Raw genomic sequence first — 22,664 nt, forward strand, 5'->3', positions numbered from 1 at the left:
TGGATCATGGGTGCATCTGATTTTTCCAAACTTCCCCACATTGGCGAGGCCTTGCGCCGCAAGGAAGACTACCGCTTCCTCACGGGTGCGGGCAACTACACCGACGACATTCGCCTAGAGAACATGACGCACGCCGTGTTTGTGCGCTCTCCCCATGCCCATGCCAACATCTTGCGAATTGACAAGGCGAGCGCCTTGGCTGCGCCCGGTGTGGTGGCCATTTTGGATGGTGCTGACGTGGTGGATGCCAAGATCAATGGCTTGCCTTGCGGCTGGTTGATCACCGACACCAGCGGCCAACCCATGAAGGAGCCACCGCACCCCATCTTGGCCAATGGCAAAGTGCGCTATGTGGGCGACCATGTGGCCATGGTGGTGGCAGAAACATTGGAACAAGCCAAGAACGCTGCTGAATTGGTGGGCGTGGAATACGACGTTTTGCCCGCTGTGGTGGATGTGCGCGAAGCTCGTAACGCCACGGCCTTGCACGGTGAGGCACCCGACAACCATTGCTACAAATGGGCGATTGGCGAAAAAGCCGCTGTTGATGCGGCCTTCGTCGGTGCTGCCCACATCACCAAGCTCGACTTGATCAACAACCGTTTGGCGCCTAACCCCATGGAGCCACGCGCTGCGATCGGCAGCTACAACCGCGCCAGCGACGAATACACGCTGTATGTATCGAATCAAAACCCCCATGTGGAACGCCTGCTCATGACCGCGTTTGTTCTGGGATTGCCCGAACACAAAGTACGCGTGATTGCGCCAGATGTGGGGGGTGGTTTTGGCGCCAAGATTTACCTCTACGCCGAAGATGTGTGCCTGACTTGGGCATCCAAAAAACTCAACCGCAACATCAAATGGACTTGCGACCGCTCTGAGGCTTTTTTAAGCGACGCCCACGGCCGTGACCATGCCAGTCATGCCGAATTGGCCTTGGACAAAGATGGCAAATTTTTGGCCTTGCGCGTGCACACTGACGCCAATTTGGGCGCTTATTTGTCCACGTTTTCCACCGCCGTCCCCACCATTTTGTACGCCACGCTTTTGGCAGGCCAATACGCAACGCCCCTGGTCTACGTGGAGGTCGACGCTTGGTTCACCAACACAGCCCCCGTCGATGCCTACCGCGGCGCGGGTCGACCTGAAGCCACGTATTTGCTCGAGCGCATCGTCTCGCGTGCAGCCTTTGAATTGGGCATGAGCCAAGACGCCATTCGCAGCAAAAACTTCATCACCCAGTTCCCCTACCAAACACCGGTTGCACTGCAATACGACACCGGCGATTTTCATGCCTTGATGAACCATGCCAACCAGCTTGGCGATGTGGCGGGTTTTTCCGAGCGCAAAGCGGCCAGTGCGGCCAAGGGCTTGTTGCGCGGCATCGGTTACTCCAGTTACATCGAAGCTTGCGGACTAGCGCCCAGCAACGTGGCGGGTGCTTTGGGTGCCCGCGCTGGTTTGTTTGAGTGCGGTGAAGTTCGCGTCCACCCCACAGGCAGTGTGACCGTTTTCACGGGCTCGCACAGCCACGGCCAAGGACACGAAACAACGTTTGCGCAGGTCGTGGCGGCGCGGCTGGGCATACCTGTTGACAATGTCGACATTGTCCACGGCGACACGGGTCGTGTGCCCTTTGGCATGGGCACCTACGGCTCGCGCTCCATTTCTGTGGGCGGTGCAGCCATCATGCGCGCCCTGGACAAAATTGAAGCCAAAGCCAAGAAAATTGCAGCCCACCTGATGGAAGCGGGTGACGCTGACATTGACTTTGCCAACGGCGAATTCAGCGTCAAAGGCACTGACAAAAAAATCCCATTTGGCACGGTGGCCCTGACGGCCTATGTTCCCCACAACTACCCGCTCGACAAGCTCGAGCCAGGCTTGAACGAAACCGCTTTTTATGACCCGACCAATTTCACCTTTCCGGCCGGGACCTACATTTGTGAAGTCGAAATCGATCCCCAGACGGGTTTGACCACCATCGCCAAATTCACGGCCGTGGACGACTTTGGCACCATCATCAACCCCATGATCGTGGAGGGCCAGGTGCATGGCGGCTTGGTGCAAGGCATCGGTCAGGCCTTGATGGAGCATTGTGTTTACGACAAGGAAACGGGTCAGCTCTTGACTGGCTCATTCATGGACTACACCATGCCGCGCGCCGATGATTTTCCAGACTTTGTTATCGGTCACGAATGCACACCCTGCACCACCAACCCGTTAGGGACCAAAGGATGCGGCGAAGCCGGCGCGATTGGCTCGCCCCCTGCAGTGATCAATGCCGTGCTGGATGCCTTGGCCCCACTAGGGGTCAGAGACTTTGACATGCCCGCAACGCCTCACCGCGTCTGGCAAGCCATTCAATCGGCCAAAGCCACGGCCTAAATTTTCGGAGAATCCTTCATGTACGCATTCGACTACCAACGCCCTGCAACTTTGCCCGATGTGCAAAAAGCTGTGCAAGCGGGGGGGCAACTGCTGGCCGGGGGTCAGACCATGATCGCCGCCATGAAGCAACGCCTTCAGCAACCCGAAACCGTGGTGGACTTAGCCGCCATCAGCAGTTTGTCGGGCATCCAAAAGAGTGGCCAGCACATTGTCATTGGCGCGATGACGCGTCACCAAGATGTGGCAGATCACGCCGAGGTGCAACACAGCATTCCTGGGTTAGCCGCCTTAGCCAATGGCATTGGTGACAAACAGGTTCGTGCCATGGGCACACTGGGCGGTTCGGTCGCCAACAACGACCCAGCTGCCTGCTACCCCAGTGCACTGTTGGCTTTGGGTGCGACCATCCACACCGACCGGCGCACGATTGCAGCGGACGATTTTTTCTTGGGCATGTACGCCACGGCTTTGGAAGCTGGAGAAATCATCACCGCTGTGCACTTTCCAATTCCAGCCAAGTCGGCTTATGCCAAGTTCAAGCAAGCTGCATCGCGCTATTCCTTGGTCGGCGTTTTTGTGGCTCAAACCCCCGCGGGTGCGCGCGTTGCCATCACGGGCGCGGGCAGCGGTGTGTTTCGCCATGCAGGGCTTGAAGCGGCCTTGAGCCAAAACTTCACGCCCGAGTCTGCAGCGCAGGTGGCCATTGATGACCAAGACCTCAATGCCGACTTGCACGCTTCCAAAGCCTACCGAGCGCAGCTGATCTCTGTGCAGACCCAAAAAGCAGTGCAGCAGGCGAACGGATGAGCGCTCAGACGACCTTTGATTCCATTGATCAATTGGCTCTGGCCTTAGAAAGTGTGGGTTACTTTGCAGAACGGCGGCTCATCACCGCCGTTTTTTTGAGCCTGCGTTTAGAGCGCCCCCTCTTGCTCGAGGGCGAACCCGGCGTTGGTAAGACCGAGTTGGCCAAAGCCCTGGCCAAAGTGCTGAACCGTCCGCTGATTCGCTTGCAGTGCTATGACGGCATGGAGCAACGCGAGGCCTTGTACGAATGGAATTACACCGCGCAACTGCTGCACATGCGAGCGGCGGCGGCCCATGTTTCGCCAGAGGAGCTCGAGCGTGAGGTCTACCAGCCCCGGTTTTTGGTCAAACGCCCCTTGCTGCAAGCGCTGCAAACGGACGCGCCTGGCGCCTTGTTGTTGATCGATGAAGTTGACCGGGCGGATGAACCCTTTGAAGCCTTTTTGCTGGAGTATTTGGGCGAATACCAAGTCAGCATTCCAGAGCTGGGCACCATCACCGCCAATGCCACGCCAGTGACCTTGTTGACCAGTAACCGCACGCGCGATTTGAATGATGCGGTCAAGCGCCGCTGCCTCTACCAATGGATGGATTACCCCGATCGTGCGCGTGAACTGGCCGTGGTTCGATCACAAGTCCCGCAGGCCAGTGCCCATCTGAGCGAGCAAGTGGCAGAGTTTGTCGCTCGTCTCAGAAGCCAGCCCTTTGTCAGCGCGTTTCAAAGGGCACCCGGCATTGCGGAAAGCGTCGAGTGGGCCAAAGCCTTGGTCGCGCTGGACACCCTGACTTTGGACCCCGAGGTGATTCAAGACACCGCGGGCATTTTGTTCAAGCAGCGTGAGGACATTGCGGCCATCACCCCCTTGCTCAACGATCTGCTGGCCCCTGCCGCCGTCAACCTTGCGTCCCTCTGAGGCCCACCTTTGATGCGACTGGGAGACGCCCGTAGCGGCAAACTGGGTGACAACATCACAGGTTTTTCCCGCGCGTTGCGCAGGGCGGGATTGCCGCTAGATTCTTCCAAAATCAGCCTTGCCATAGAAGCCATCTTGCTCATAGGCGTGGAGCGCAAAGACGATCTGGCAGCAGCACTGCGCACATGTCTGGTCAGTCGGCCCGAAGACCTCGCGGTGTTTGACCAACTTTTTGCGGCCTTCTTCAAGGACCCCGAATTGACTCGGCAGCTCTTGTCCCAGCTGTTGCCCAAAGCTCCGACCGCGGCAAAGGGACTGCCGCGAAAGTCACGCGTGCAAGAAGCACTGTCTGGCAAAAACAAACAAAACGACCCGTCTAAACCCAAAGAAGATCAGCTCCAATGGGATGCGGCCATGACCGCGAGTGATCGAACGCGCTTGCAACACGCTGATTTTCAAAGTTTGAGCGCCAGCGAGTTCCAGTTGGTCGAAAAACTGGCGCGCACCATTGCCATGCCGCTGCCGCGCATCCAAAGCCGCAGAACCCGCTCAGGGCGCAAGGGGGACCGCATCCATGGGGCTCAAACCTTGCGTTTGGCCGCTCAATACGATGGTGACGCTTGGCATTTGCCTCGCCTGCAACGTCAAGCGCAACCCCTGCCGTTGTTGATTTTGGTTGACATCTCAGGCTCGATGGAGCGGTATGCGCGGTTGCTGCTGGCCTTTTTGCACCAGTCCAGCCGCAAGCACCCGCGACAAGTTTTTTCGTTTGGCACGGCGTTGACCGATTTGAAGCTGCCCTTCAAACAAAGGGATCCAGATGAGATGCTGGCCATGGCCAGTGCCCGCATTCAAGACTTTGCAGGCGGCACGCAGCTGGGCGCGTCCTTGGCAGAATTGCGGCTGAACCATGCCAAAAAGCTCACAGGCAGGCGCACGGTGGTGCTGTTGATCAGCGACGGCTTAGACACCGGGCCCGCGCAAACGCTAGACTCTGAGCTGTGTTGGCTCAAACGGCATTCGCGCAAAGTACTTTGGCTCAATCCTCTGTTGCGATTTGACGCCTATGCGCCTTTGGCCACGGGCGCTTCCGTGTTGCACCGACGCGTCGATGGCATGCTGGCCATTCACAATTTATCCCGCTTGGAAGAGCTGGCTTCGGCCATGACCAAGTTACTTCAAAAAAACTAACTGGAGATTTGGTCATGGATATGCAAGGACAACGCGTCTTGAAAGTCACCCAAGCCCAAGCTTGGAGCGCACTCAACGACCCAGAGGTCTTGAAGTCGTGCATCGCTGGCTGCGACAAGTTTGAGTTGATCGACAACCATGTCTACAGCGTCGGTGTGGCCATCAAAATTGGGCCTGTTTCCGCCAAATTCAGCGGCAAAGTTAGCCTCAGCGACATTCAGCCTCCCAACAGTTATGCCTTGCATTTTGATGCCCAAGGCGGCGTGGCAGGTTTTGGCAAAGGCGAGTCGCAGGTGTCGTTGTTGCCCCATCCTGAGGGGTGTGAGTTGCGCTACACGGTGCACTCGAGCGTGGGCGGCAAGTTGGCTCAATTGGGACAGCGCTTGATCGACGGTGCAGCCAAGTCGCTGGCGGAAGACTTTTTCAAAAAATTCGAAGAGGCCTTGCTGGCTCAATCCTTGGGCGCTGGCAACAGCGCAGCCCCCAGCCCAGACCCTGAAGATCAGGGCAAGCCGTCCATGGCGGTCTGGGTGTGGCCAGTCCTACTACTTGCAGCGGGCTTGGCTTGGTGGGCCTGGGCTTGATGACCCGTCTGCGCTGGGACAAACCCCAGCCGGTGGCGGCCATTGGGCGTGTTTTTTTTTAAGGCGTGGTGTTTTTGCTGAACGCGACGCCACTCAAACGGCTGCCAGCCTTGATGCCTTTTTTCGCAAACCAGCCTTGGTTCATTTCCAGCACAAAGCGTACGGGCTTTTCTGAGCAGTGAGAGTCGGTGGTTTGTGGCTTCATGTCTACCAAATTGACGATGGTGCCATCGTCGGCCACAAATGCAGCAGTGAGCGGCAAAAAAGTGTTTTTCATCCAAAAACATTGCTTTGCAGGCTGCTCAAAAACAAACAACATGCCTTCATGTTGAGGCATTTCTTTGCGAAACATCAGGCCCATGCTGCGCTGCTCTGGCGTTTGCGCCACCTGCGTGTCGATTTGATACATGCCCGCTTGCAACTTGATACGGGACAGATGGGTTTGAGGCGTGTCTTGGGCTATGGCCCAACATGCCAAGCCAGACAAAAGAAAGGTGAGCAAAGCGCGTTTCATGGCTCAGACTGTATCGCAAGGCGCTACGCCAATCGATTCTGCGCCCGATAGAATCTCTTCATGTCAACGAAAAAACCCACCCCTAAAGTCCAACTGCCCGACCAAGACGACGGCGGATCGGTCGTTTTAGAGCGCCTGACGCAGCGCACCAAGCCCCCCCAGATGTTTCAGGTGCTGATGCTCAACGACGACTTCACACCCATGGAGTTTGTGGTGATGGTGCTGCAAGAGTTTTTCAGCAAAGACCGCGAACAAGCCACCCAGATCATGTTGCAAATCCACCTCGACGGCAAAGGTGTGTGTGGCATTTACAGCAAAGACGTGGCCGCCACCAAAGTAGACCAAGTGCTCGACGCTGCACGCAAATCTGGCCATCCGCTGCAATGTGTGGCTGAGCCCATTGAGTGACGGATCACTGGCAGACGACCCTATCGTTTGCACGGATGAATGACACCTATTGAATAAACGGCTTTTGTTTCCATATACATTTGAATCTCAGTTGCAAGCCAGAAGGAAAACACATGATTGCCCAAGAACTTGAAGTCAGCTTGCACATGGCCTTTGTCGAGGCCCGTCAGCAGAGACACGAATTCATCACGGTCGAGCACTTGTTGCTCGCTTTGCTGGACAACCCCAGCGCCGCCGAAGTGCTACGCGCCTGCTCAGCCAATATTGACGATTTGCGCAAGTCGCTGTCCAACTTCATTGCTGACAACACGCCTCAGGTGTCGGGCACCGAGGAAGTGGACACACAGCCCACCCTGGGCTTTCAACGTGTGATTCAGCGCGCCATCATGCATGTGCAGTCCACAGGCAATGGCAAAAAAGAAGTGACTGGCGCCAACGTGCTGGTGGCCATTTTTGGCGAAAAAGACTCACATGCGGTCTACTACCTCCACCAGCAAGGCGTGACGCGCTTGGACGTGGTGAACTTCATTGCTCACGGCATCAAAAAGAGCGATCCGCCTGAAGCTTCCAAGAGCGCAGAGCCCTCACACACCGAACAAGAGGAGGGTGCATCGTCCGAGAAGAACGAGAAGGCTTCCCCGCTTGAGCAGTTCACCCAAAATCTGAACCAAGCTGCCAAAGACGGCAAGATTGACCCGCTGATTGGTCGCGAGTACGAGGTCGAACGGACGATTCAGATCTTGTGCCGTCGCCGCAAAAACAACCCGCTCTTGGTGGGCGAGGCGGGCGTGGGTAAAACCGCCATTGCCGAAGGATTGGCATGGCGCATCACCCAAGGCGAAGTGCCTGAAATCTTGGCCGAAGCCGTGGTTTATTCATTGGACATGGGCGCCTTGTTGGCAGGCACCAAGTACCGTGGCGACTTTGAGCAACGCTTGAAAGGCGTGATCAAGAATTTGCAAAGCAAGCCCCATGCGATTTTGTTCATCGACGAAATCCACACGCTGATTGGTGCTGGTGCGGCCTCGGGCGGCACCTTGGATGCCTCGAACTTGCTCAAGCCAGCTTTGTCCAGCGGCCAACTCAAGTGCATTGGCGCCACCACCTTCACCGAATACCGTGGCATCTTTGAAAAAGACGCAGCCCTGAGCCGCCGCTTCCAAAAAGTCGATGTGGTCGAGCCTACCGTTCAAGAAACCGTCGACATCCTCAAAGGCCTGAAGTCGCGTTTTGAAGAACACCACAACGTCAAGTATGCCGTGGCTGCGCTGCAAGCTGCCGCCGAGCTCAGCGCCAAATACATCAACGACCGCCATTTGCCCGACAAAGCGATTGACGTGATCGATGAAGCCGGTGCGGCACAACGCATCATGGTGGCGTCTAAGCGCAAGAAAATCATTGGCAAGTCAGAGATTGAAGACATTGTGGCCAAGATTGCGCGCATTCCGCCCGCCAACGTGTCCAACGACGACCGTGGCAAGTTGCAGACCATCGAACGCGATTTGAAGAGCGTGGTGTTTGGCCAAGACAAAGCCCTTGAAGTGCTGGCGTCTGCCGTCAAGATGGCGCGCTCTGGCCTCGGTAAAGCCGACAAGCCGATTGGCGCTTTCTTGTTCAGCGGCCCAACGGGCGTAGGCAAGACCGAAGCGGCCAAGCAACTGGCCTACATCATGGGCATCGACTTGGTGCGCTTTGATATGTCCGAGTACATGGAACGCCATGCGGTGAGCCGCCTGATTGGCGCGCCCCCCGGCTATGTGGGCTTTGACCAAGGCGGCTTGTTGACCGAAGCTGTGACCAAGAAGCCGCATTGCGTCTTGTTGCTCGATGAAATCGAAAAAGCCCATCCCGACATCTTCAACGTGCTGTTGCAGGTGATGGACCACGGCACGCTGACCGACAACAACGGCCGCAAGGCAGACTTTCGCAACGTCATCCTCATCATGACGACGAATGCGGGCGCTGAGACCATGAACAAAGCCACCATTGGCTTTACCAACCCACGCGTTGCAGGCGACGAAATGGGGGACATCAAGCGCTTGTTTACCCCAGAGTTCCGCAACCGCTTGGACGCCATCGTGGGCTTCAAAGCCTTGGACGAAAACGTCATCATGCGCGTGGTCGACAAGTTCTTGCTGCAACTCGAAGGCCAGTTGTCTGAGAAAAAGGTTGAAGTGACCTTCAGCGACGCGCTGCGCAAGCACTTGGCCAAGAAGGGCTTTGATCCACTGATGGGCGCACGCCCCATGCAGCGCCTGATTCAAGACACGATTCGCAAGGCCTTGGCCGACGAGTTGCTGTTTGGCCGTTTGATCGACGGTGGCCGCCTGAGCGTGGACATCGATGACAAAGACGAAGTTCTGCTTGACATCACGCCTTTGCCTAAGAAGGAAAAGGCTGCCAAGGGCGAGCAAGCGGCATCTGAGGAGCCAGCCGCCAGTTAACGCTTGCGGCCACCCAAGATACTGCCCATCACCCCTCGCACAATCTCGCGTCCCACAGCGGAGCCAATATTGCGCACAGCTGACTTCACCATCACTTGTGCCAAACCTTGGTTCTGCCCGCCGCGAGGACCGGTGGAGCCAAACAAGGCTTCGCCCAAACCCGTCAGCACTTGGTCGGTGACGCTCGCTTGTGCTGGCGCTTGGCCCGCGGGTTGAGCTGTGGTGCCTGTCGCACCAGCAGAACTCCCCGCAGCAGGGGCCGCACCTTTGAGGCGTTCATAAGCTGACTCTCGGTCCAAGGTTTGTTCGTACACCCCAGCCACCAGTGAGTTGGCCAGCAAGGCTTGGCGCTGCTCTGGCGTGATGGGGCCAAGCTGGCTGCCTGGCAGCAGCACATAGACCTGTTCGGCCTCTGATGGGCGGCCTTTTGCATCGAGCAGGCTGACCAGCGCTTCACCCACACCCAGTTCGGTGATGGCCTTTTCGATGTCTAGGCCCGCTTTGCCGCGCATGGTTTGCGCGGTGGCTTTGACGGCTTTTTGGTCGCGAGGGGTGAAGGCACGCAGGGCGTGCTGCACCCGGTTGCCCAGTTGGCCGAGCACAGTTTCGGGCACATCCAGCGGGTTTTGGGTGACAAAGTACACGCCCACGCCTTTGGAGCGAATCAGGCGCACCAGCAACTCGATGCGCTCCAGCAAGACTTTGGGCGCTTCATTGAACAGCAAATGCGCTTCGTCAAAGAAAAACACCATTTTGGGTTTGTCTACGTCCCCAACCTCGGGGAGTTGCTCAAACAACTCGGACAGCATCCACAGCAAAAAGGTGCCATACAAGCGGGGCGCGTTCATGAGTTTGTCAGCCGCCAAAAGGTTGATCACACCCAGACCTTTGGCATCGGTTTGCATAAAGTCTTGGATGTTGAGCATGGGCTCACCGAAAAAGGCATCGCCGCCTTGTGCTTCAATTTCTAGCAAGGCACGTTGAATGGCACCAATGCTGGCGGCGCTGACGTTGCCGTATTGGGTGGTGAAGTCACGGGCGTGCTCGCCCACGTGCTGCAGCATGGCGCGCAGGTCTTTGAGGTCGAGCAGCAGCAAGCCTTGGTCGTCCGCTATCTTGAAGACCATGTTGAGCACGCCAGCTTGGGTGTCGTTCAGGTTGAGCATGCGCCCCAGCAGCAACGGCCCCATGTCGGTGATGGTGGCGCGAACGGGGTGGCCTGTTTTGCCAAACACGTCCCACAGCGTGGTGGGGCAAGCTATTGGGGAGGGCATGGGCACACCGCGTTCTTGCAGTGAGGCCGCCAACTTGGGCGGGACGACACCTGGCTGACTGATGCCGGCCAAGTCACCCTTGACATCGGCCATGAACACCGGCACGCCGATTTTGGAGAAACCCTCAGCCAGGGTCTGCAGCGTGACGGTCTTGCCTGTGCCAGTCGCGCCTGTGATCAGGCCGTGGCGATTGGCCAAGGCGGGTAGCATGTGGCATTCAGTAGTCTTATGCAGCGCAATTAGCATGGGTTCAGCCATCGAAAGTTCTCCATCACTTGAAAAGTAAAATAACCAGATAAGGTTAATTCAAATCACGAGGATTTTTGATGGCAGGCCACAGCAAATGGGCAAATATTCAACACCGCAAAGGGCGGCAAGACGAGAAGCGCGGCAAGATTTGGACACGCATCACGCGTGAAATCATTGTTTCTGCGCGCTTAGGCGGCGGCGACCTAGGCCTCAACCCCCGCCTGCGCTTGGCCATCGAAAAAGCAAAGGCAGCCAACATGCCTGCCGACAACATCAAACGCAATATCGACAAAGCCACCGGCAACCTTGACGGCGTCGTGTACGAAGAAATTCGCTACGAAGGCTATGGCGTGGGCGGCGTCGCCATTATCGTTGACACCATGACCGACAACCGCGTGCGCACCGTGGCTGAAGTGCGCTTTGCCTTCAGCAAAAACGGCGGCAACATGGGCACCGAGGGGTCGGTGGCGTTTCAATTTAAACACTGTGGCCAATTGGTGTTTGCGCCTGGCAGCAACGAAGACCAGATCATGGAAATCGCCCTCGAAGCCGGTGCAGACGATGTCGTCGTCGATGAGGATGGCGCCATTGAAGTGCTGACCCCGCCTGCCAGCCTAGAGGCGGTCAAACACGCTTTGGACGCGGCGGGCCTCAAGCCCGCAGTGGCCGAGGTGACCTACCGTGCAGACAACACCATCGAGCTTGAAGGTGATGAGGCTGCGAAGATGCAAAAAATTTTGGACGCGCTAGAAGACCTTGACGATGTGCAAGATGTCTATCACAACGCAGCACTATGAACGTATTAATTATTGGCGGTGGTGGCCGCGAGCACGCCTTGGCGTGGAAGATTGCTCAGTCCAACAAAGTGCAAAAAGTGTTTGTGGCGCCCGGCAACGGCGGCACTGCGCGCGACAAGCGCTTGGACAACATCGACATCACCGATGTCCAAGCACTGCGTGAATTTGCTCTAGCCAATGCGGTGGAGCTGACTGTGGTGGGGCCTGAAACGCCATTGGCCGCTGGCGTGGTGGACGAATTCCGAGCCCACGGACTGCGTATTTTTGGCCCTACCCAAGCCGCTGCACAGTTGGAAAGTTCGAAGGCCTTCAGCAAGGCCTTCATGAAGCGGCACAACATTCCCACCGCCGCCTACGACACCTTCACCGAGGCACAAGCCGCGCACGATTACGTCACTGCCAAAGGCGCACCCATTGTGGTGAAGGCCGATGGCTTGGCAGCTGGCAAAGGCGTGGTAGTCGCCATGACCGAAGATGAGGCACATCAGGCCATTGACTTCATGTTGCAGGGCAACGCCTTGGGCGTGAGCCACAACGAAGGTGGCGCCCGGGTTGTGATTGAAGAGTTTTTGCAAGGCGAAGAGGCCAGCTTCATCGTCATGTGCGATGGCAAAACGGTATTGCCTTTGGCCACCAGCCAAGACCACAAGCGCTTGCTAGACGGTGATGAAGGCCCCAACACAGGCGGCATGGGCGCCTATTCGCCAGCCCCCGTGGTGACGCCCGAGGTGCATGCCCGGGCGATGCGCGAAATCATTTTGCCCACGATCAAGGGCATGGAAAAAGATGGCATCCCCTTCACCGGCTTTTTGTACGCAGGCTTGATGATCGACCCCCAAGGCCAGGTCAAGACCCTTGAGTTCAATTGCCGCATGGGTGACCCTGAGACGCAACCCATCATGGCCCGACTCAAAACTGATCTGGTCGACGTGCTGTTGGCTGCCACGAGTCAGCACGCAGAAACCCGCTTTGACGACTTTGAGCTCGATTGGGATCGCCGCACCGCCATTGGCGTGGTGTTGGCCGCCCATGGCTATCCGATGAATCCGCGCAAGGGTGATGTCATCTCGGGTTTGCAGCAAGACACCGACGATGTGGTGGTGTTTCACGCGGGCACACACATGACAGAGGGGCATCTGCGCACCACAGGCGGCCGCGTGATGTGTGTCACTGCTTTGGGGGGTACTTTGAAGTTGGCGCAGCAGTTGGCCTACGACACCATTGAAGGCATTCACTTTGATGGCATGCAGTACCGCACGGACATTGGTTTCCGCGCCATATCACGCTGAGATGAGCGCCGAATTCAGCAACCCCATGCATGTGCGCTTTCAGCAACGGGCTTGGGCGGCGTGGCTGGTCAAGTGGATGGGCTGGAGGATTGAGTTTGACGGCTTGCCCACCAAACAAGGCGTGCTCATTGGCTACCCTCACACCAGCAACTGGGACTTCATCACCATGATGCCTGTCAAGTGGGCAGTGGGGCTGCCCTTGCAATTTTTTGCCAAAGAAAGCCTGTTTCGCATTCCGCTGTTTGGCCGCTGGCTGCGCTTCATTGGTGCCGTACCGATCGACCGCTCGTCCCCCAAAGGCATGGTGGCTGAGATGGTGGAGGCGCTCAAACTGCACAAACAAAACAATGAACTGCTGTGGATTGGTCTGTCACCTGAAGGCACGCGCAAGCTCACCGATGGCTGGCGCAGTGGCTTCTACCAATTGGCTTTGGGCGCTGACGTGCCCCTGTGCATGCTACGCATTGACTACGGTCAAAAAGTGGCGAAGATCACTGACTTCATGCGTTTGACAGGCGATGTACAAGCCGATTACGCTCACATCGCCCAAGTGTATGAAGGCGTGCAGGGGCGTCATATGAGCCAAGCAGCGCCGATCCGCCCTTTGCCACCGCGTCGCGATGCAAAGGCCAAGCCCACGAGCCCCACTTCTTAGAGCCAAGACCACGATGACGACCCATCCTCACCATCAAGGCCACGAACACGTGGTGACTGCAGCGCGCACCTATCTCTTGGACTTGCAAACTCGCATCACCAGCGCCATTGAAGCCAAAGACGGTCAAGCCAAATTCTTGGTAGACCCTTGGGAAAAGGGGCCAGGTGAGCAGTTGCAGGGCAATGGCATCACCCAAATTTTGGAAAACGGGCTGGTGTTTGAGCGTGCGGGCTGCGGTTTTTCGCATGTGCGGGGCCCCCAGTTGCCACCCTCCGCCACACAGCACCGCCCAGAGTTGGCAGGCGCGCCGTTTGAAGCCATGGGCATGTCGCTGGTGTTTCATCCCCGCAACCCCTATGTGCCCACCGTGCACATGAACGTGCGCATGATTGCAGCCACGCCAGCCAACGGCCAAACCGTGGCATGGTTTGGTGGCGGCATGGATTTGACACCTTACTACGGCTTTGCCCAAGATGCCACGCACTTCCACCAGGTCTGTCACGACGCTTTGCAACCGTTTGGCAACGACTTGTACCCACGCTTTAAAACCTGGTGCGACGACTACTTTTGCAACAAACACCGCCATGAGCAACGCGGCATTGGGGGCATTTTCTTTGACGACTTCGCTGAGCTGGGTTTTGAGCGCAGTTTTGACATGCTGCAAAGTGTGGGCGATGCCTTGCTCGACGCTTATCTGCCCATCGTCGACCGCCGCATGAACACCGCGTATGGTGAGCGCGAACGCAACCATCAGTTGTATCGCCGTGGCCGCTATGTGGAATTCAATCTCGTGTGGGACCGTGGCACGCACTTTGGCTTGCAGTCGGGGGGGCGCACCGAGTCCATTTTGTTGTCCATGCCGCCCTTGGTGAGTTGGAGCTATCAGCACCAGCCAGAGTTGGGGACACCCGAGCATGCCTTGTTGCATGACTTTTTGGTGCCGCGCGATTGGCTCAGCTGAGCTGCGTCCCATGAACCTCATCCACCGATTGGGCATTTTTGGCGGTGCGTTTGATCCGCCGCACACCGCTCACCTCGCGTTGGCCCAGCACGCAGTGGATCAATTTTCTTTGGATGAGTTGCGCATCATTCCCACAGGTGACGCTTGGCACAAAGACCGCTCACTCTCGCCTTCACCGCATCGGCTTGCGATGGCACGTTTGGCTTTTGCCGATGTCGCGCACGCATTGGTTGACCCGCGCGAGATCGACAGACAAGGCCCGACCTACACCGTGGAGACACTCGAAGAGTTCAAAACCGAGTGTCCTGCTGCCCATTTGTACCTCTTCATTGGCGCAGACCAAGCACATGCCTTTCAAACATGGCACCGCTGGCAAGATATTTTGGGGCTCGCGACGGTGGTGGTGGCCGAGCGGCGGCAAACTCGACAGAGCCCCTTCGTCAGTCAGTGGCACAATGCAGTATCCCCCGACGTACAACGCTTGGACATGCCGAGCCTGAATGTGAGTGCCACCGAAATCCGTGCGCATTTTGCACAAGGCCCCTATCCGGTTCAACCCATGCTCGCGTGGTTGCCTGCCGCTGTGCAGCACTACATTGAAAAACACAGCCTTTACCGATAAAACAGATGACCGAAACCTCCGCCAAAAAAGATGTCCAAAAATTACAACGCACCGTCGTCGATGCGCTAGAGGACGTCAAAGCCCAAGAGCTTGTGGTGTTTGACACCGAACACTTGTCCTCGCTGTTTGAGCGCGTCATCGTGGCATCGGGCACCTCGAACCGCCAAACCAAAGCGTTGGCTGCCAGCGTGCGCGACAAAGTTCGCGACGCCGGTTTTGGCAAGCCCCGTATCGAAGGTGAAGACAACGGCGAATGGATCATTGTGGACTGTGGTGCGGTGGTGGTCCATGTCATGCAACCCACCATTCGCAGCTACTACAACCTAGAAGAAATTTGGGGTGATAAACCTGTGCGCTTGAAGTTTGGCGCCCCCAAGCCTGCCAAAGCGTTTGAGCCTGAAGAGGCACCCGCCAAGAAGTCGGCTACTCAAAAGCCAGCGGCCAAGAAAAAAGCAGCAGTCGCTGACAAGAAGCCCGCCACGCGCAGCACCTCCACACGCGGCCCGCTCAAGGCCGCGCCTACCAAAACGACGGCTGCCTCATCTGCAACGAAGCGCGCACCCGCCAAAACGCCAGCCGCTAAAAAGCCAGTCGCAGCACCCGCCAAGTTGCCCGTCAAAACTGTGGGCCTCAAAGGTGCCAAGTCAACTGCCAAAGCCGCAGCGCGTAGTGCTTCGACCACTGCTGGTAAGCCAACAGGCAAGCGTCCGCCCGCCGCGAAAAAGACCACTGCCCGCAAAGCATGAAGCTGTGGGTCGTCGCAGTCGGCCAACGTGTGCCCGACTGGGCGCAAACCGCTTGGGATGATTACGCCAAGCGGTTTCCCTCTGAACTCAAGGTCGAGCTCAAGGCCGTCAAAACAGAGCCCCGCAGCTCTAAAACCCTAGACACCATTTACGCCGCGGAGCGCGAGCGCATCGAAGCCGCCATTCCGCGAGGCTGTCAAATCGTCGCCTTGGACGAGCGCGGCGCCCCCCTCACCACCGTGGCCTTGGCCGCCAAGCTCCAGCATTGGCAGCTCGAAGCCGATGATGTGGCGCTGGTCATAGGCGGGCCGGATGGCTTGTGCCCTGAATTCAAACAACAAGCGCACGAGCGCATTCGCATTTCAGACCTCACGTTGCCGCATGCCATGGTGCGCGTGTTGCTGGTGGAGCAGCTCTACCGCGCTTGGTCGATCAACGCCAACCACCCTTATCACCGCGAGTGATTCATGCAATTCATCTACCTTGCCTCCCAAAGCCCACGCCGCCGTCAACTGCTGGAGCAACTGGGTGTGCGCTACGAGTTGCTGCTGGCCGACGACACAGAAGACGCCGAAGCGCTAGAGGTGGTGCTGCCCCACGAAGCGCCACGCGCTTATGTGCAACGCGTGACCTTGCTCAAGTTAGCAGCTGCGCTGGCGCGCATGAAGCGCCGTGGCTTGCCCGTTGCACCCGTGTTGTGCAGCGACACCACCGTGGCCCTGGGCAAAACCATTTTGGGCAAACCTGATGACCCCAAGCATGCCGCCCACATCCTCGGTACTTTGAGTGGTCAAACGCATCGCGTGTTGACCTCGGTGGCCCTGGGCTCGCTGTCCCAAGCGGGCAAGCCGCTCAAAACCGAGCAAGCGCTCAGCGTCTCCAGGGTGCGTTTTGCGCCCTTGAGCCGCCAACAAATCCAAACCTACGTGGCCAGCGGCGAGCCCATGGGCAAAGCCGGCGCATATGCGGTACAGGGCAGGGCGGCTGCCTACATCGAGCACATCAGCGGCAGCTACTCTGGCATCATGGGTCTGCCCATGTTTGAAACCGCGCAGCTGTTGCGTGCGTTTGGATTCAAGGTTTAAGCCGGATTTGCCCATGCAACAAGACATCCTCATCAACTGGTCTCCCCAAGAAACCCGCGTCGCGATGGTGGAGAGCGGCGCGGTGCAAGAGCTGCACGTCGAGCGCTCGCTCGAGCGCGGGTTGGTGGGCAATGTGTACTTGGGCAAAGTGGCCCGTGTGCTGCCAGGCATGCAATCTGCCTTCATTGACATTGGCCTAGAGCGTGCCGCGTTCTTGCATGTGGCTGATTTGATGAGCAGCGTGGCTGCACGTCATGCAGACCACGACAAGGGCGACCCAGCCCCGGTGGTGCCGATTGAGAAGCAAGTGTTTGAAGGTCAGTCTTTGTTGGTGCAAGTCATCAAAGACCCGATTGGCACCAAAGGTGCTCGCTTGTCGTCGCAAATCAGCATCGCAGGGCGCTTGCTGGTGTTTTTGCCGCAAGACCAGCACATCGGCGTGTCACAAAAAATTCCCTTTGAGCAACGCGAGGCTTTGCGCCAGCGCTTGCTGGCTTTGGCCGACACGGCCGCGCAAGACGGCAAAACAGGCAGTCAAATCGGCGGCTTTATTTTGCGCACCAACGGTGAAGACGCCAGCGATGCTGAGCTCGGCGATGACATTACCTACTTGCGCAAGACTTGGGCGCGCATCAAAGAAGCCTCTACCCGCTTGCCCCCTAAATCCTTGTTGCACCAAGACCTGAGCCTGCTGCAGCGGGTGTTGCGTGATTTGGTGAGCGAAACCACACAAACCATCCGCATTGACTCGGCTGAGCAATTTCAAAAATTGCAAACCTTCGGCCATGAGTTCATGCCCAGCGCAGTCGACAAGTTGCAGCTCTACAAAGGCGAGCGTCCCATCTTTGATTTGTTCAACATCGACGAAGAGGTGGGCAAGGCCCTGGGCCGGCGCGTGGACTTGAAGTCAGGCGGCTATCTCATCGTGGACCAAACCGAGGCCTTGACCACGGTGGATGTGAACACTGGCGGCTTTGTGGGTGCACGTAACTTTGACGAAACCATTTTCAAAACCAACCTCGAAGCTGCGGGCGCCATTGCCCGACAACTGCGCTTGCGCAACTTGGGCGGCATCGTCATTGCGGACTTCATCGACATGACGCGCGAAGACCACCGCGAGGCTGTCCTGGCCGAGTTCCGCAAGCAACTCGCCCGCGACCGCGTCAAGACCATGGTGAGTGGTTATTCGGCTTTGGGTTTGGTGGAGATGACGCGCAAACGCACCCGTGAATCGCTGGCGCACTTGCTGTGCGAACCATGCCCTGTGTGCGAGGGCAAAGGCAGCGTGAAAACCGCACGCACCGTGACGTATGACATCTTGCGCGAGATCTTGCGCGAGGCCCGTCAGTTCAACCCACGTGAGTTCCGTGTGATTGCGTCGCCCGATGTGATTGATGTGTTGCTCGATGAAGAGAGCCAACATTTGGCAGGTTTGAGTGACTTCATTGGCAAGCCTATTTCGTTGCAGGCCGAAGGGGCGATGTCGCAAGAACAGTACGACATTGTGTTGCTCTGATTTTTGTGGGCTTCACTTCGGTGGCTGAGGCGCAAAACGCTTGGGGTGTCTGACTTGGCTTAACGTCCCTGCGGGCCGTGATGGCGCCAAATCAAACACCCCAAGCGTTTTGCTTGCTGCGCATCGCGAGAGAAACAAAGTCAGGCAACAAGCTTGAAATGCTTGCGACTGAAGTCCAACCCAAACGCCTTTTCAAGCTTCATCAACCAACGGTGACGCTTCTCACGCTTGCTCAGCGTGTAATCAGGGTCCATCGTGAAGCTCTTTTCGGCTGAGCTCTCTAACCAAGGTTTGATCAGCTCAGGATGGGTGCCCGTGAAGGGCTGCAACACTTGCGCATCAAACTGGCTGTAGCGAATGGTAGGTGCGCCGTGTGACCAAAACTTGCTTACTTGTTCCATCTTCTTTTGCATGGCCTCATTGCTGCGCACCCAGCCGTAGTGGTAGATGTGCGCATGGGCCAAAGCCGCCTGCGGGTTGCGGCCTTTTTTGTGGTTGGCGGTGATCAACCAATACTGGCCATCGGGCGCATACGAGCGGATGGTGTTGCGAATCAGACGGCACTCGCGTCGGTACCAAGCGGGGCTGTTGGCCACAAAGTCGGGCGTGCCGTAGAAATGAAAGTAGTCAAACACCAAGGCTTCCACTGCGGGGTTGGCGTGGTGTTGGTCCACGCTGGCGCGAATCGTGGCCAATTCGGCTTGATGCACCAACTCGTCCCCCTCAAGGTAGAACGCCCAGTCGCCTGTGCAGGCGTATTGCGCGATCATTTTTTGTTGGGCGTACACAAAGCCTCGGTCGGCCATGCCTTCGTTCCAGATGGTTTCTATCACACGAATTTTGGAAGAGCCAAGGGCGTGGATGCGGGCCAAGGTGTCATCATTGCTGTGTCCCACCACCACCACAAACTCATCCACCAAAGGCAGCAGGGAACGGATGGAGGCTTCAAACGGGAAGCCCAACTCCACGCCGTTGCGAATGAAGGTGAAACCGCTGATGGATGCTTGGCTCATAGGGCGTGATCGTGAGAGGCGATGAAAGGAACGAGTGGGTCTTGGCGTTGAGAGGCCACTTGGTACAAGGCCGCATAGGCGCCGCCTTTGGCCATGAGTTGGGTGTGTGTACCAGTCTCTATGATTGTGCCGGCTTGCATGACAACGATCAGGTCGGCGTGTTCGATGGTGGACAAACGGTGCGCAATGACCAGCGAGGTGCGGCCTTGCATCAGAACTTGGAGTGCCTCTTTCACGGCGCGCTCGGAGGTGGTGTCCAGTGCGGAGGTGGCCTCGTCTAAGATCAAGATGGGCGCGTCTTTGTAGATCGCGCGGGCAATGGCCAAGCGTTGGCGCTGACCACCAGAGAGTTGGGTGGCGTTGTGGCCGACCAGGGTGTGCTCTTGCTTGGGCAGGCTGCGGACAAAGTCACCCAAGTTGGCGGCTTCCAGGGCGCGCCAGACGCGCTCGGTGTCCACAGCGTCGCCCAAGGCGATGTTTTGCGCCACCGTGTCGTTGAACATCACCACGTCTTGACTCACATAAGCCACTTGGCTGCGCAGGCTGATCAGCGACCAGTCTTTGATCGGCACGCCGTCCAAGCGCACTTGGCCAGACGTGGGCTCAAGAAAGCGCGGCAGCAAATTGGCCAAAGTGGTTTTGCCCGAACCCGATGGACCGACCAGCGCCACAGTTTGGCCTGGCTGGATGGTCAGGCTCACCTGGTTCAAGGCCGGTGACGTCGCTGAAGGGTATTGCAAGCTCACCTGATCAAAACAAATTTCGCCCTTGGCATGGGCCACGCTGTGCGCGCCCTGGGTTTCATCGGCAATGAGAGAGAGCAGGTTGAGGCCACGCTCAAGCGAGGTGACGCCGCGCGTCAGCGTGCCCGCCACCTCAGACAAGTGTTTGATGGGAGAAATCAGCATCAACATGGCCGTGATGAAAGCCGCAAAGCTGCCCACCGTCACGTGTTGCGTGGCGCCTGCAGCCGTGCTTTGGTAGAGCGCCATCATGATGACGGCAGACAGGGCCAGCGCAGCCAGCATTTGAATCAGCGGGGTCATGACCGAGTTGGCCACCACGGCTTTGAGCGCCAGTTGGCGCAACTTGAGGTTGGACTTGGCGAATTTTTTGTTTTGGCTGTCTTGGGCGTTGTGCAAACGCACCATGCGGTAGGCCAGCACGTTTTCTTCCACCACATAGGCCAGCTCGTCGGTGGCGTCTTGACTGGCTCGGGTCAAGTTGTCTAGGCGGCGCGACAGGGTTTTGACCACCCATGCGATGGGTGGGAAGATGGCAAACACAATCAACGTGAGCTTCCAGTTGAGCAGCAACAAATAGCCCAGCAGGGCGAACACGGTGACCAAGTCTTTGGCAAGTGCCAACATGGTGGATACCAGCACTGAGGCGCCATTGTTGACCTCATACACCATGGTGTTGGTCAAACCACTGCTGTGTTTGTCGTTAAACAACTGGGGGTCGGCGCGCAACAACTTTTCAAACAAGCGCTGGCGCAAGCCCTCCATGGCGTTGTTGGTCACGCGGGCCAAACAGTAGGCCGCCACAAAGCCAGCCAAGCCCCGCACACCAAACAACAGCAGCAAGACCACAGGAATCATCCAGAGCTCTAAAGTGCCACGGTCAAAGCCGTTGTCCAGCAAGGGTTTCATCAAAGCAGGAATAGCGGGCTCGGTGGCCGCACCCACAAAAATGCCCACAATTCCTAAGCCCAAGGCCGCCGGTTGGCCAGCGAACCAAGGGGCCACACGTTTGAGCCTTTGATACAAGGAATCAGTCGGCGTGGATGGGGAAGTGGTGGTCATAAATCCTGAGAGCAGCAAGAAACGCAATTCAAGCCATTATCGCCACTCGTTCGCCACTAAAATCAGCCTATTCTTTGGCTAGCTCTTTCACCATGACTCAACACCTTCTGCGCTTCTCACTTGGGCTTTTGACCGCCGGTTTGTTGGCCTTGCCCACATGGGCGCAGTTCCGCGTGGAAGTGTCGGGTGTGGGGCTGACCCAAGTGCCGATTGCCTTTGCACCTTTGCGGGGTGAAGAGGCGTCCCCCCAAAAGATTTCATCCATCGTGCAGTCTGACCTCGAGCGCAGCGGCCAGTTTCGTGGCGTGAGCGCCGGTGTGGTGACTGACGAGACCCAACGCCCCGACATCAGCGTCATGCGCCAAAAGGGCGCTGATGCGTTGTTGACCGGCAGCATCAGCCGCATGGCGGATGGCCGCTACGACGTGCGCGTGCGCTTGTGGGACGTGGTGCGGGGTCAAGACCTTGGCGCCATGAGCTACACGGTGGTGACAGGCGATTTGCGCTTGGCCTCGCACCGCATTTCTGACTTTGTCTACGAAAAGCTCACAGGTGATAAAGGTGTGTTCTCCACCCGCATTGCCTATGTCACCAAGGCGGGTGATCGCTTCAACCTGTGGGTGGCTGACTCTGATGGTGAAAACGCCCAATCTGCTTTGGCCAGTCCCGAGCCCATCATTTCTCCCAGCTGGTCACCCTCGGGCGGCCAACTGGCCTATGTGTCGTTTGAATCGCGCAAGCCCGTGGTGTATGTGCACGATGTGTCCAGCGGCAAACGTCGGGTAGTGGCCAATTTTCGTGGCTCGAACAGCTCGCCCACGTGGTCCCCCGATGGCCGCAGCTTGGCGGTGACGCTCAGCCGAGATGGCGGCTCGCAGCTGTTTGTGATCGACGCCCATGGCGGCGAGCCGCGTCGTTTGTCCCAGTCCTCGGGCATAGACACCGAGCCCGTGTTCTCGCCTGATGGGACTGCGATCTACTTTGTCAGCGACCGCGGTGGTGCCCCTCAGATTTACCGCATGCCGGCCATGGGCGGCCCCGCCAACCGCGTGAGCTTCAACGGCAGCTACAACATTTCACCCGCCCTGAGCCCCGATGGCCGTTGGTTGGCTTACATCTCTCGTGTCGGGGGGGCATTCAAGCTTCATGTGATGGACCTGGCCAGCGGCAATGTGGCCGCCATCACCGACTCCAGCCGCGATGAACGCCCCAGTTTTGCGCCGAATAGCCGCCTGATTGTTTATGCCACCCAACAAGATGGCCGCGAGGCCTTGATGACCACCACGTTGGATGGCCGCATCAAAGCCCGTTTATCTGGCCAAACTGGCGACTTGCGTGAGCCTCATTGGGGCCCATTCAACAAAGTACAACCCTGATTTCTTTTCCTCTTTTAAAGCGT

The 22,664-nt window shown here is 57.6% G+C and carries 21 protein-coding genes; 17 read left to right on the plus strand and 4 right to left on the minus strand.

All coding sequences use genetic code 11. The features are described 5' to 3' along the window. Window positions 1-6 precede the first annotated feature (6 nt). From V7Q41_RS02555 to V7Q41_RS02575, 5 genes are read left to right on the plus strand one after another with little or no spacing between them, the layout of a single operon-like run. Window positions 7-2,388: a xanthine dehydrogenase family protein molybdopterin-binding subunit gene (locus tag V7Q41_RS02555; RefSeq protein WP_333842384.1), complete on the plus strand. Its 2,382-nt coding sequence runs from the start codon at window positions 7-9 to the stop codon at window positions 2,386-2,388. Between the two features lie 18 nt (window positions 2,389-2,406). Further along, entirely contained in the window at window positions 2,407-3,198 is a 792-nt protein-coding gene (locus V7Q41_RS02560) for an FAD binding domain-containing protein (RefSeq protein ID WP_333842386.1), read from the plus strand. Further along, window positions 3,195-4,112 carry an AAA family ATPase gene (locus V7Q41_RS02565; protein WP_333842388.1) on the plus strand — a complete coding sequence of 306 codons (918 nt, stop codon included), beginning with the start codon at window positions 3,195-3,197 and terminating at the stop codon, window positions 4,110-4,112. The genes V7Q41_RS02560 and V7Q41_RS02565 overlap by 4 nt, the downstream gene beginning before the upstream one ends. A gap of 12 nt (window positions 4,113-4,124) precedes the next feature. After that, window positions 4,125-5,303, plus strand: coding sequence for a vWA domain-containing protein (locus V7Q41_RS02570; protein ID WP_333842390.1), 1,179 nt, complete (start codon window positions 4,125-4,127; stop codon window positions 5,301-5,303). Between the two features lie 14 nt (window positions 5,304-5,317). Continuing rightward, the gene (locus tag V7Q41_RS02575; protein ID WP_333842392.1) at window positions 5,318-5,887 is read left to right on the plus strand and encodes a CoxG family protein; all 570 of its coding nucleotides are present in this window, start codon (window positions 5,318-5,320) and stop codon (window positions 5,885-5,887) included. A gap of 58 nt (window positions 5,888-5,945) precedes the next feature. On the opposite strand, the gene V7Q41_RS02580 is transcribed toward V7Q41_RS02575, so the two are convergent. Further along, on the minus strand, window positions 5,946-6,401 hold the full coding sequence (locus tag V7Q41_RS02580; protein WP_333842395.1) for a DUF192 domain-containing protein: 456 nt from the start codon (window positions 6,399-6,401) through the stop codon (window positions 5,946-5,948). A gap of 60 nt (window positions 6,402-6,461) precedes the next feature. Between V7Q41_RS02580 and clpS the strand changes: the two genes are divergently transcribed. Both clpS and clpA read left to right on the plus strand, forming a co-directional pair. Continuing rightward, window positions 6,462-6,809 carry an ATP-dependent Clp protease adapter ClpS gene (clpS, locus tag V7Q41_RS02585; protein ID WP_333842397.1) on the plus strand — a complete coding sequence of 116 codons (348 nt, stop codon included), beginning with the start codon at window positions 6,462-6,464 and terminating at the stop codon, window positions 6,807-6,809. Window positions 6,810-6,922: 113 nt separating this feature from the next. Continuing rightward, window positions 6,923-9,253: an ATP-dependent Clp protease ATP-binding subunit ClpA gene (gene clpA, locus V7Q41_RS02590; RefSeq protein ID WP_333842399.1), complete on the plus strand. Its 2,331-nt coding sequence runs from the start codon at window positions 6,923-6,925 to the stop codon at window positions 9,251-9,253. Here the strand turns inward: clpA and V7Q41_RS02595 are convergent. Next, window positions 9,250-10,785 carry a helicase HerA-like domain-containing protein gene (locus tag V7Q41_RS02595; protein WP_333842401.1) on the minus strand — a complete coding sequence of 512 codons (1,536 nt, stop codon included), beginning with the start codon at window positions 10,783-10,785 and terminating at the stop codon, window positions 9,250-9,252. The two genes, clpA and V7Q41_RS02595, sit on opposite strands and share 4 nt — an antisense overlap. Window positions 10,786-10,853: 68 nt before the next feature. Here V7Q41_RS02595 and V7Q41_RS02600 point away from each other — a divergent pair, with 68 nt between their 5' ends. The 9 genes from V7Q41_RS02600 to rng are packed head-to-tail and all read left to right on the plus strand — an operon-like array spanning window position 10,854 to window position 18,447. Next, entirely contained in the window at window positions 10,854-11,573 is a 720-nt protein-coding gene (locus V7Q41_RS02600) for a YebC/PmpR family DNA-binding transcriptional regulator (protein ID WP_333842404.1), read from the plus strand. Next, window positions 11,570-12,862 carry a phosphoribosylamine--glycine ligase gene (gene purD, locus V7Q41_RS02605; protein WP_333842406.1) on the plus strand — a complete coding sequence of 431 codons (1,293 nt, stop codon included), beginning with the start codon at window positions 11,570-11,572 and terminating at the stop codon, window positions 12,860-12,862. Before V7Q41_RS02600 ends, purD begins: the two co-directional genes overlap by 4 nt. 1 nt (window position 12,863) lies before the next feature. Continuing rightward, window positions 12,864-13,517, plus strand: a complete 654-nt coding sequence (locus V7Q41_RS02610) for a 1-acyl-sn-glycerol-3-phosphate acyltransferase (protein ID WP_333842408.1) — start codon at window positions 12,864-12,866, stop codon at window positions 13,515-13,517. A gap of 13 nt (window positions 13,518-13,530) precedes the next feature. Further along, window positions 13,531-14,478, plus strand: a complete 948-nt coding sequence (hemF, locus tag V7Q41_RS02615; RefSeq protein WP_333842411.1) for an oxygen-dependent coproporphyrinogen oxidase — start codon at window positions 13,531-13,533, stop codon at window positions 14,476-14,478. Window positions 14,479-14,488: 10 nt separating this feature from the next. Beyond that, window positions 14,489-15,100: a nicotinate (nicotinamide) nucleotide adenylyltransferase gene (nadD, locus tag V7Q41_RS02620; RefSeq protein WP_333842413.1), complete on the plus strand. Its 612-nt coding sequence runs from the start codon at window positions 14,489-14,491 to the stop codon at window positions 15,098-15,100. 5 nt (window positions 15,101-15,105) lie between these two features. Further along, complete coding sequence (gene rsfS / locus V7Q41_RS02625) at window positions 15,106-15,846, plus strand: ribosome silencing factor (RefSeq protein ID WP_333842415.1); 741 nt, start codon at window positions 15,106-15,108, stop codon at window positions 15,844-15,846. Further along, the gene (gene rlmH / locus V7Q41_RS02630) at window positions 15,843-16,310 is read left to right on the plus strand and encodes a 23S rRNA (pseudouridine(1915)-N(3))-methyltransferase RlmH (RefSeq protein WP_333842418.1); all 468 of its coding nucleotides are present in this window, start codon (window positions 15,843-15,845) and stop codon (window positions 16,308-16,310) included. Before rsfS ends, rlmH begins: the two co-directional genes overlap by 4 nt. Window positions 16,311-16,313: 3 nt before the next feature. Next, on the plus strand, window positions 16,314-16,931 hold the full coding sequence (locus tag V7Q41_RS02635) for a Maf family protein (protein WP_333842420.1): 618 nt from the start codon (window positions 16,314-16,316) through the stop codon (window positions 16,929-16,931). Between the two features lie 13 nt (window positions 16,932-16,944). Beyond that, complete coding sequence (rng, locus tag V7Q41_RS02640; protein ID WP_333842422.1) at window positions 16,945-18,447, plus strand: ribonuclease G; 1,503 nt, start codon at window positions 16,945-16,947, stop codon at window positions 18,445-18,447. Between the two features lie 140 nt (window positions 18,448-18,587). Here the strand turns inward: rng and V7Q41_RS02645 are convergent, their stop codons facing one another. Next, window positions 18,588-19,460: a glycosyltransferase gene (locus tag V7Q41_RS02645; RefSeq protein WP_333842424.1), complete on the minus strand. Its 873-nt coding sequence runs from the start codon at window positions 19,458-19,460 to the stop codon at window positions 18,588-18,590. Next, complete coding sequence (msbA, locus tag V7Q41_RS02650; RefSeq protein WP_333842426.1) at window positions 19,457-21,265, minus strand: lipid A export permease/ATP-binding protein MsbA; 1,809 nt, start codon at window positions 21,263-21,265, stop codon at window positions 19,457-19,459. Before msbA ends, V7Q41_RS02645 begins: the two co-directional genes overlap by 4 nt. Before the next feature lie 92 nt (window positions 21,266-21,357). Between msbA and tolB the strand changes: the two genes are divergently transcribed. After that, window positions 21,358-22,641: a Tol-Pal system beta propeller repeat protein TolB gene (tolB, locus tag V7Q41_RS02655; RefSeq protein WP_333842429.1), complete on the plus strand. Its 1,284-nt coding sequence runs from the start codon at window positions 21,358-21,360 to the stop codon at window positions 22,639-22,641. The last annotated feature ends 23 nt before the right edge of the window (window positions 22,642-22,664 follow it).

Origin of the sequence: Limnohabitans sp. (genome assembly GCF_036804465.1) — a bacterium.
GTDB lineage: Bacteria > Pseudomonadota > Gammaproteobacteria > Burkholderiales > Burkholderiaceae_C > Limnohabitans.

Bases quoted from the DNA above. Each gene is read 5' to 3' on its own strand.
- V7Q41_RS02555 (WP_333842384.1), top strand. From the start codon at position 7: ATGGGTGCATCTGATTTTTCCAAACTTCCCCACATTGGCGAGGCCTTG.
- V7Q41_RS02560 (WP_333842386.1), top strand. From the start codon at position 2,407: ATGTACGCATTCGACTACCAACGCCCTGCAACTTTGCCCGATGTGCAA.
- V7Q41_RS02565 (WP_333842388.1), top strand. From the start codon at position 3,195: ATGAGCGCTCAGACGACCTTTGATTCCATTGATCAATTGGCTCTGGCC.
- V7Q41_RS02570 (WP_333842390.1), top strand. From the start codon at position 4,125: ATGCGACTGGGAGACGCCCGTAGCGGCAAACTGGGTGACAACATCACA.
- V7Q41_RS02575 (WP_333842392.1), top strand. From the start codon at position 5,318: ATGGATATGCAAGGACAACGCGTCTTGAAAGTCACCCAAGCCCAAGCT.
- V7Q41_RS02580 (WP_333842395.1), bottom strand. From the start codon at position 6,401: ATGAAACGCGCTTTGCTCACCTTTCTTTTGTCTGGCTTGGCATGTTGG.
- clpS (WP_333842397.1), top strand. From the start codon at position 6,462: ATGTCAACGAAAAAACCCACCCCTAAAGTCCAACTGCCCGACCAAGAC.
- clpA (WP_333842399.1), top strand. From the start codon at position 6,923: ATGATTGCCCAAGAACTTGAAGTCAGCTTGCACATGGCCTTTGTCGAG.
- V7Q41_RS02595 (WP_333842401.1), bottom strand. From the start codon at position 10,785: ATGGCTGAACCCATGCTAATTGCGCTGCATAAGACTACTGAATGCCAC.
- V7Q41_RS02600 (WP_333842404.1), top strand. From the start codon at position 10,854: ATGGCAGGCCACAGCAAATGGGCAAATATTCAACACCGCAAAGGGCGG.
- purD (WP_333842406.1), top strand. From the start codon at position 11,570: ATGAACGTATTAATTATTGGCGGTGGTGGCCGCGAGCACGCCTTGGCG.
- V7Q41_RS02610 (WP_333842408.1), top strand. From the start codon at position 12,864: ATGAGCGCCGAATTCAGCAACCCCATGCATGTGCGCTTTCAGCAACGG.
- hemF (WP_333842411.1), top strand. From the start codon at position 13,531: ATGACGACCCATCCTCACCATCAAGGCCACGAACACGTGGTGACTGCA.
- nadD (WP_333842413.1), top strand. From the start codon at position 14,489: ATGAACCTCATCCACCGATTGGGCATTTTTGGCGGTGCGTTTGATCCG.
- rsfS (WP_333842415.1), top strand. From the start codon at position 15,106: ATGACCGAAACCTCCGCCAAAAAAGATGTCCAAAAATTACAACGCACC.
- rlmH (WP_333842418.1), top strand. From the start codon at position 15,843: ATGAAGCTGTGGGTCGTCGCAGTCGGCCAACGTGTGCCCGACTGGGCG.
- V7Q41_RS02635 (WP_333842420.1), top strand. From the start codon at position 16,314: ATGCAATTCATCTACCTTGCCTCCCAAAGCCCACGCCGCCGTCAACTG.
- rng (WP_333842422.1), top strand. From the start codon at position 16,945: ATGCAACAAGACATCCTCATCAACTGGTCTCCCCAAGAAACCCGCGTC.
- V7Q41_RS02645 (WP_333842424.1), bottom strand. From the start codon at position 19,460: ATGAGCCAAGCATCCATCAGCGGTTTCACCTTCATTCGCAACGGCGTG.
- msbA (WP_333842426.1), bottom strand. From the start codon at position 21,265: ATGACCACCACTTCCCCATCCACGCCGACTGATTCCTTGTATCAAAGG.
- tolB (WP_333842429.1), top strand. From the start codon at position 21,358: ATGACTCAACACCTTCTGCGCTTCTCACTTGGGCTTTTGACCGCCGGT.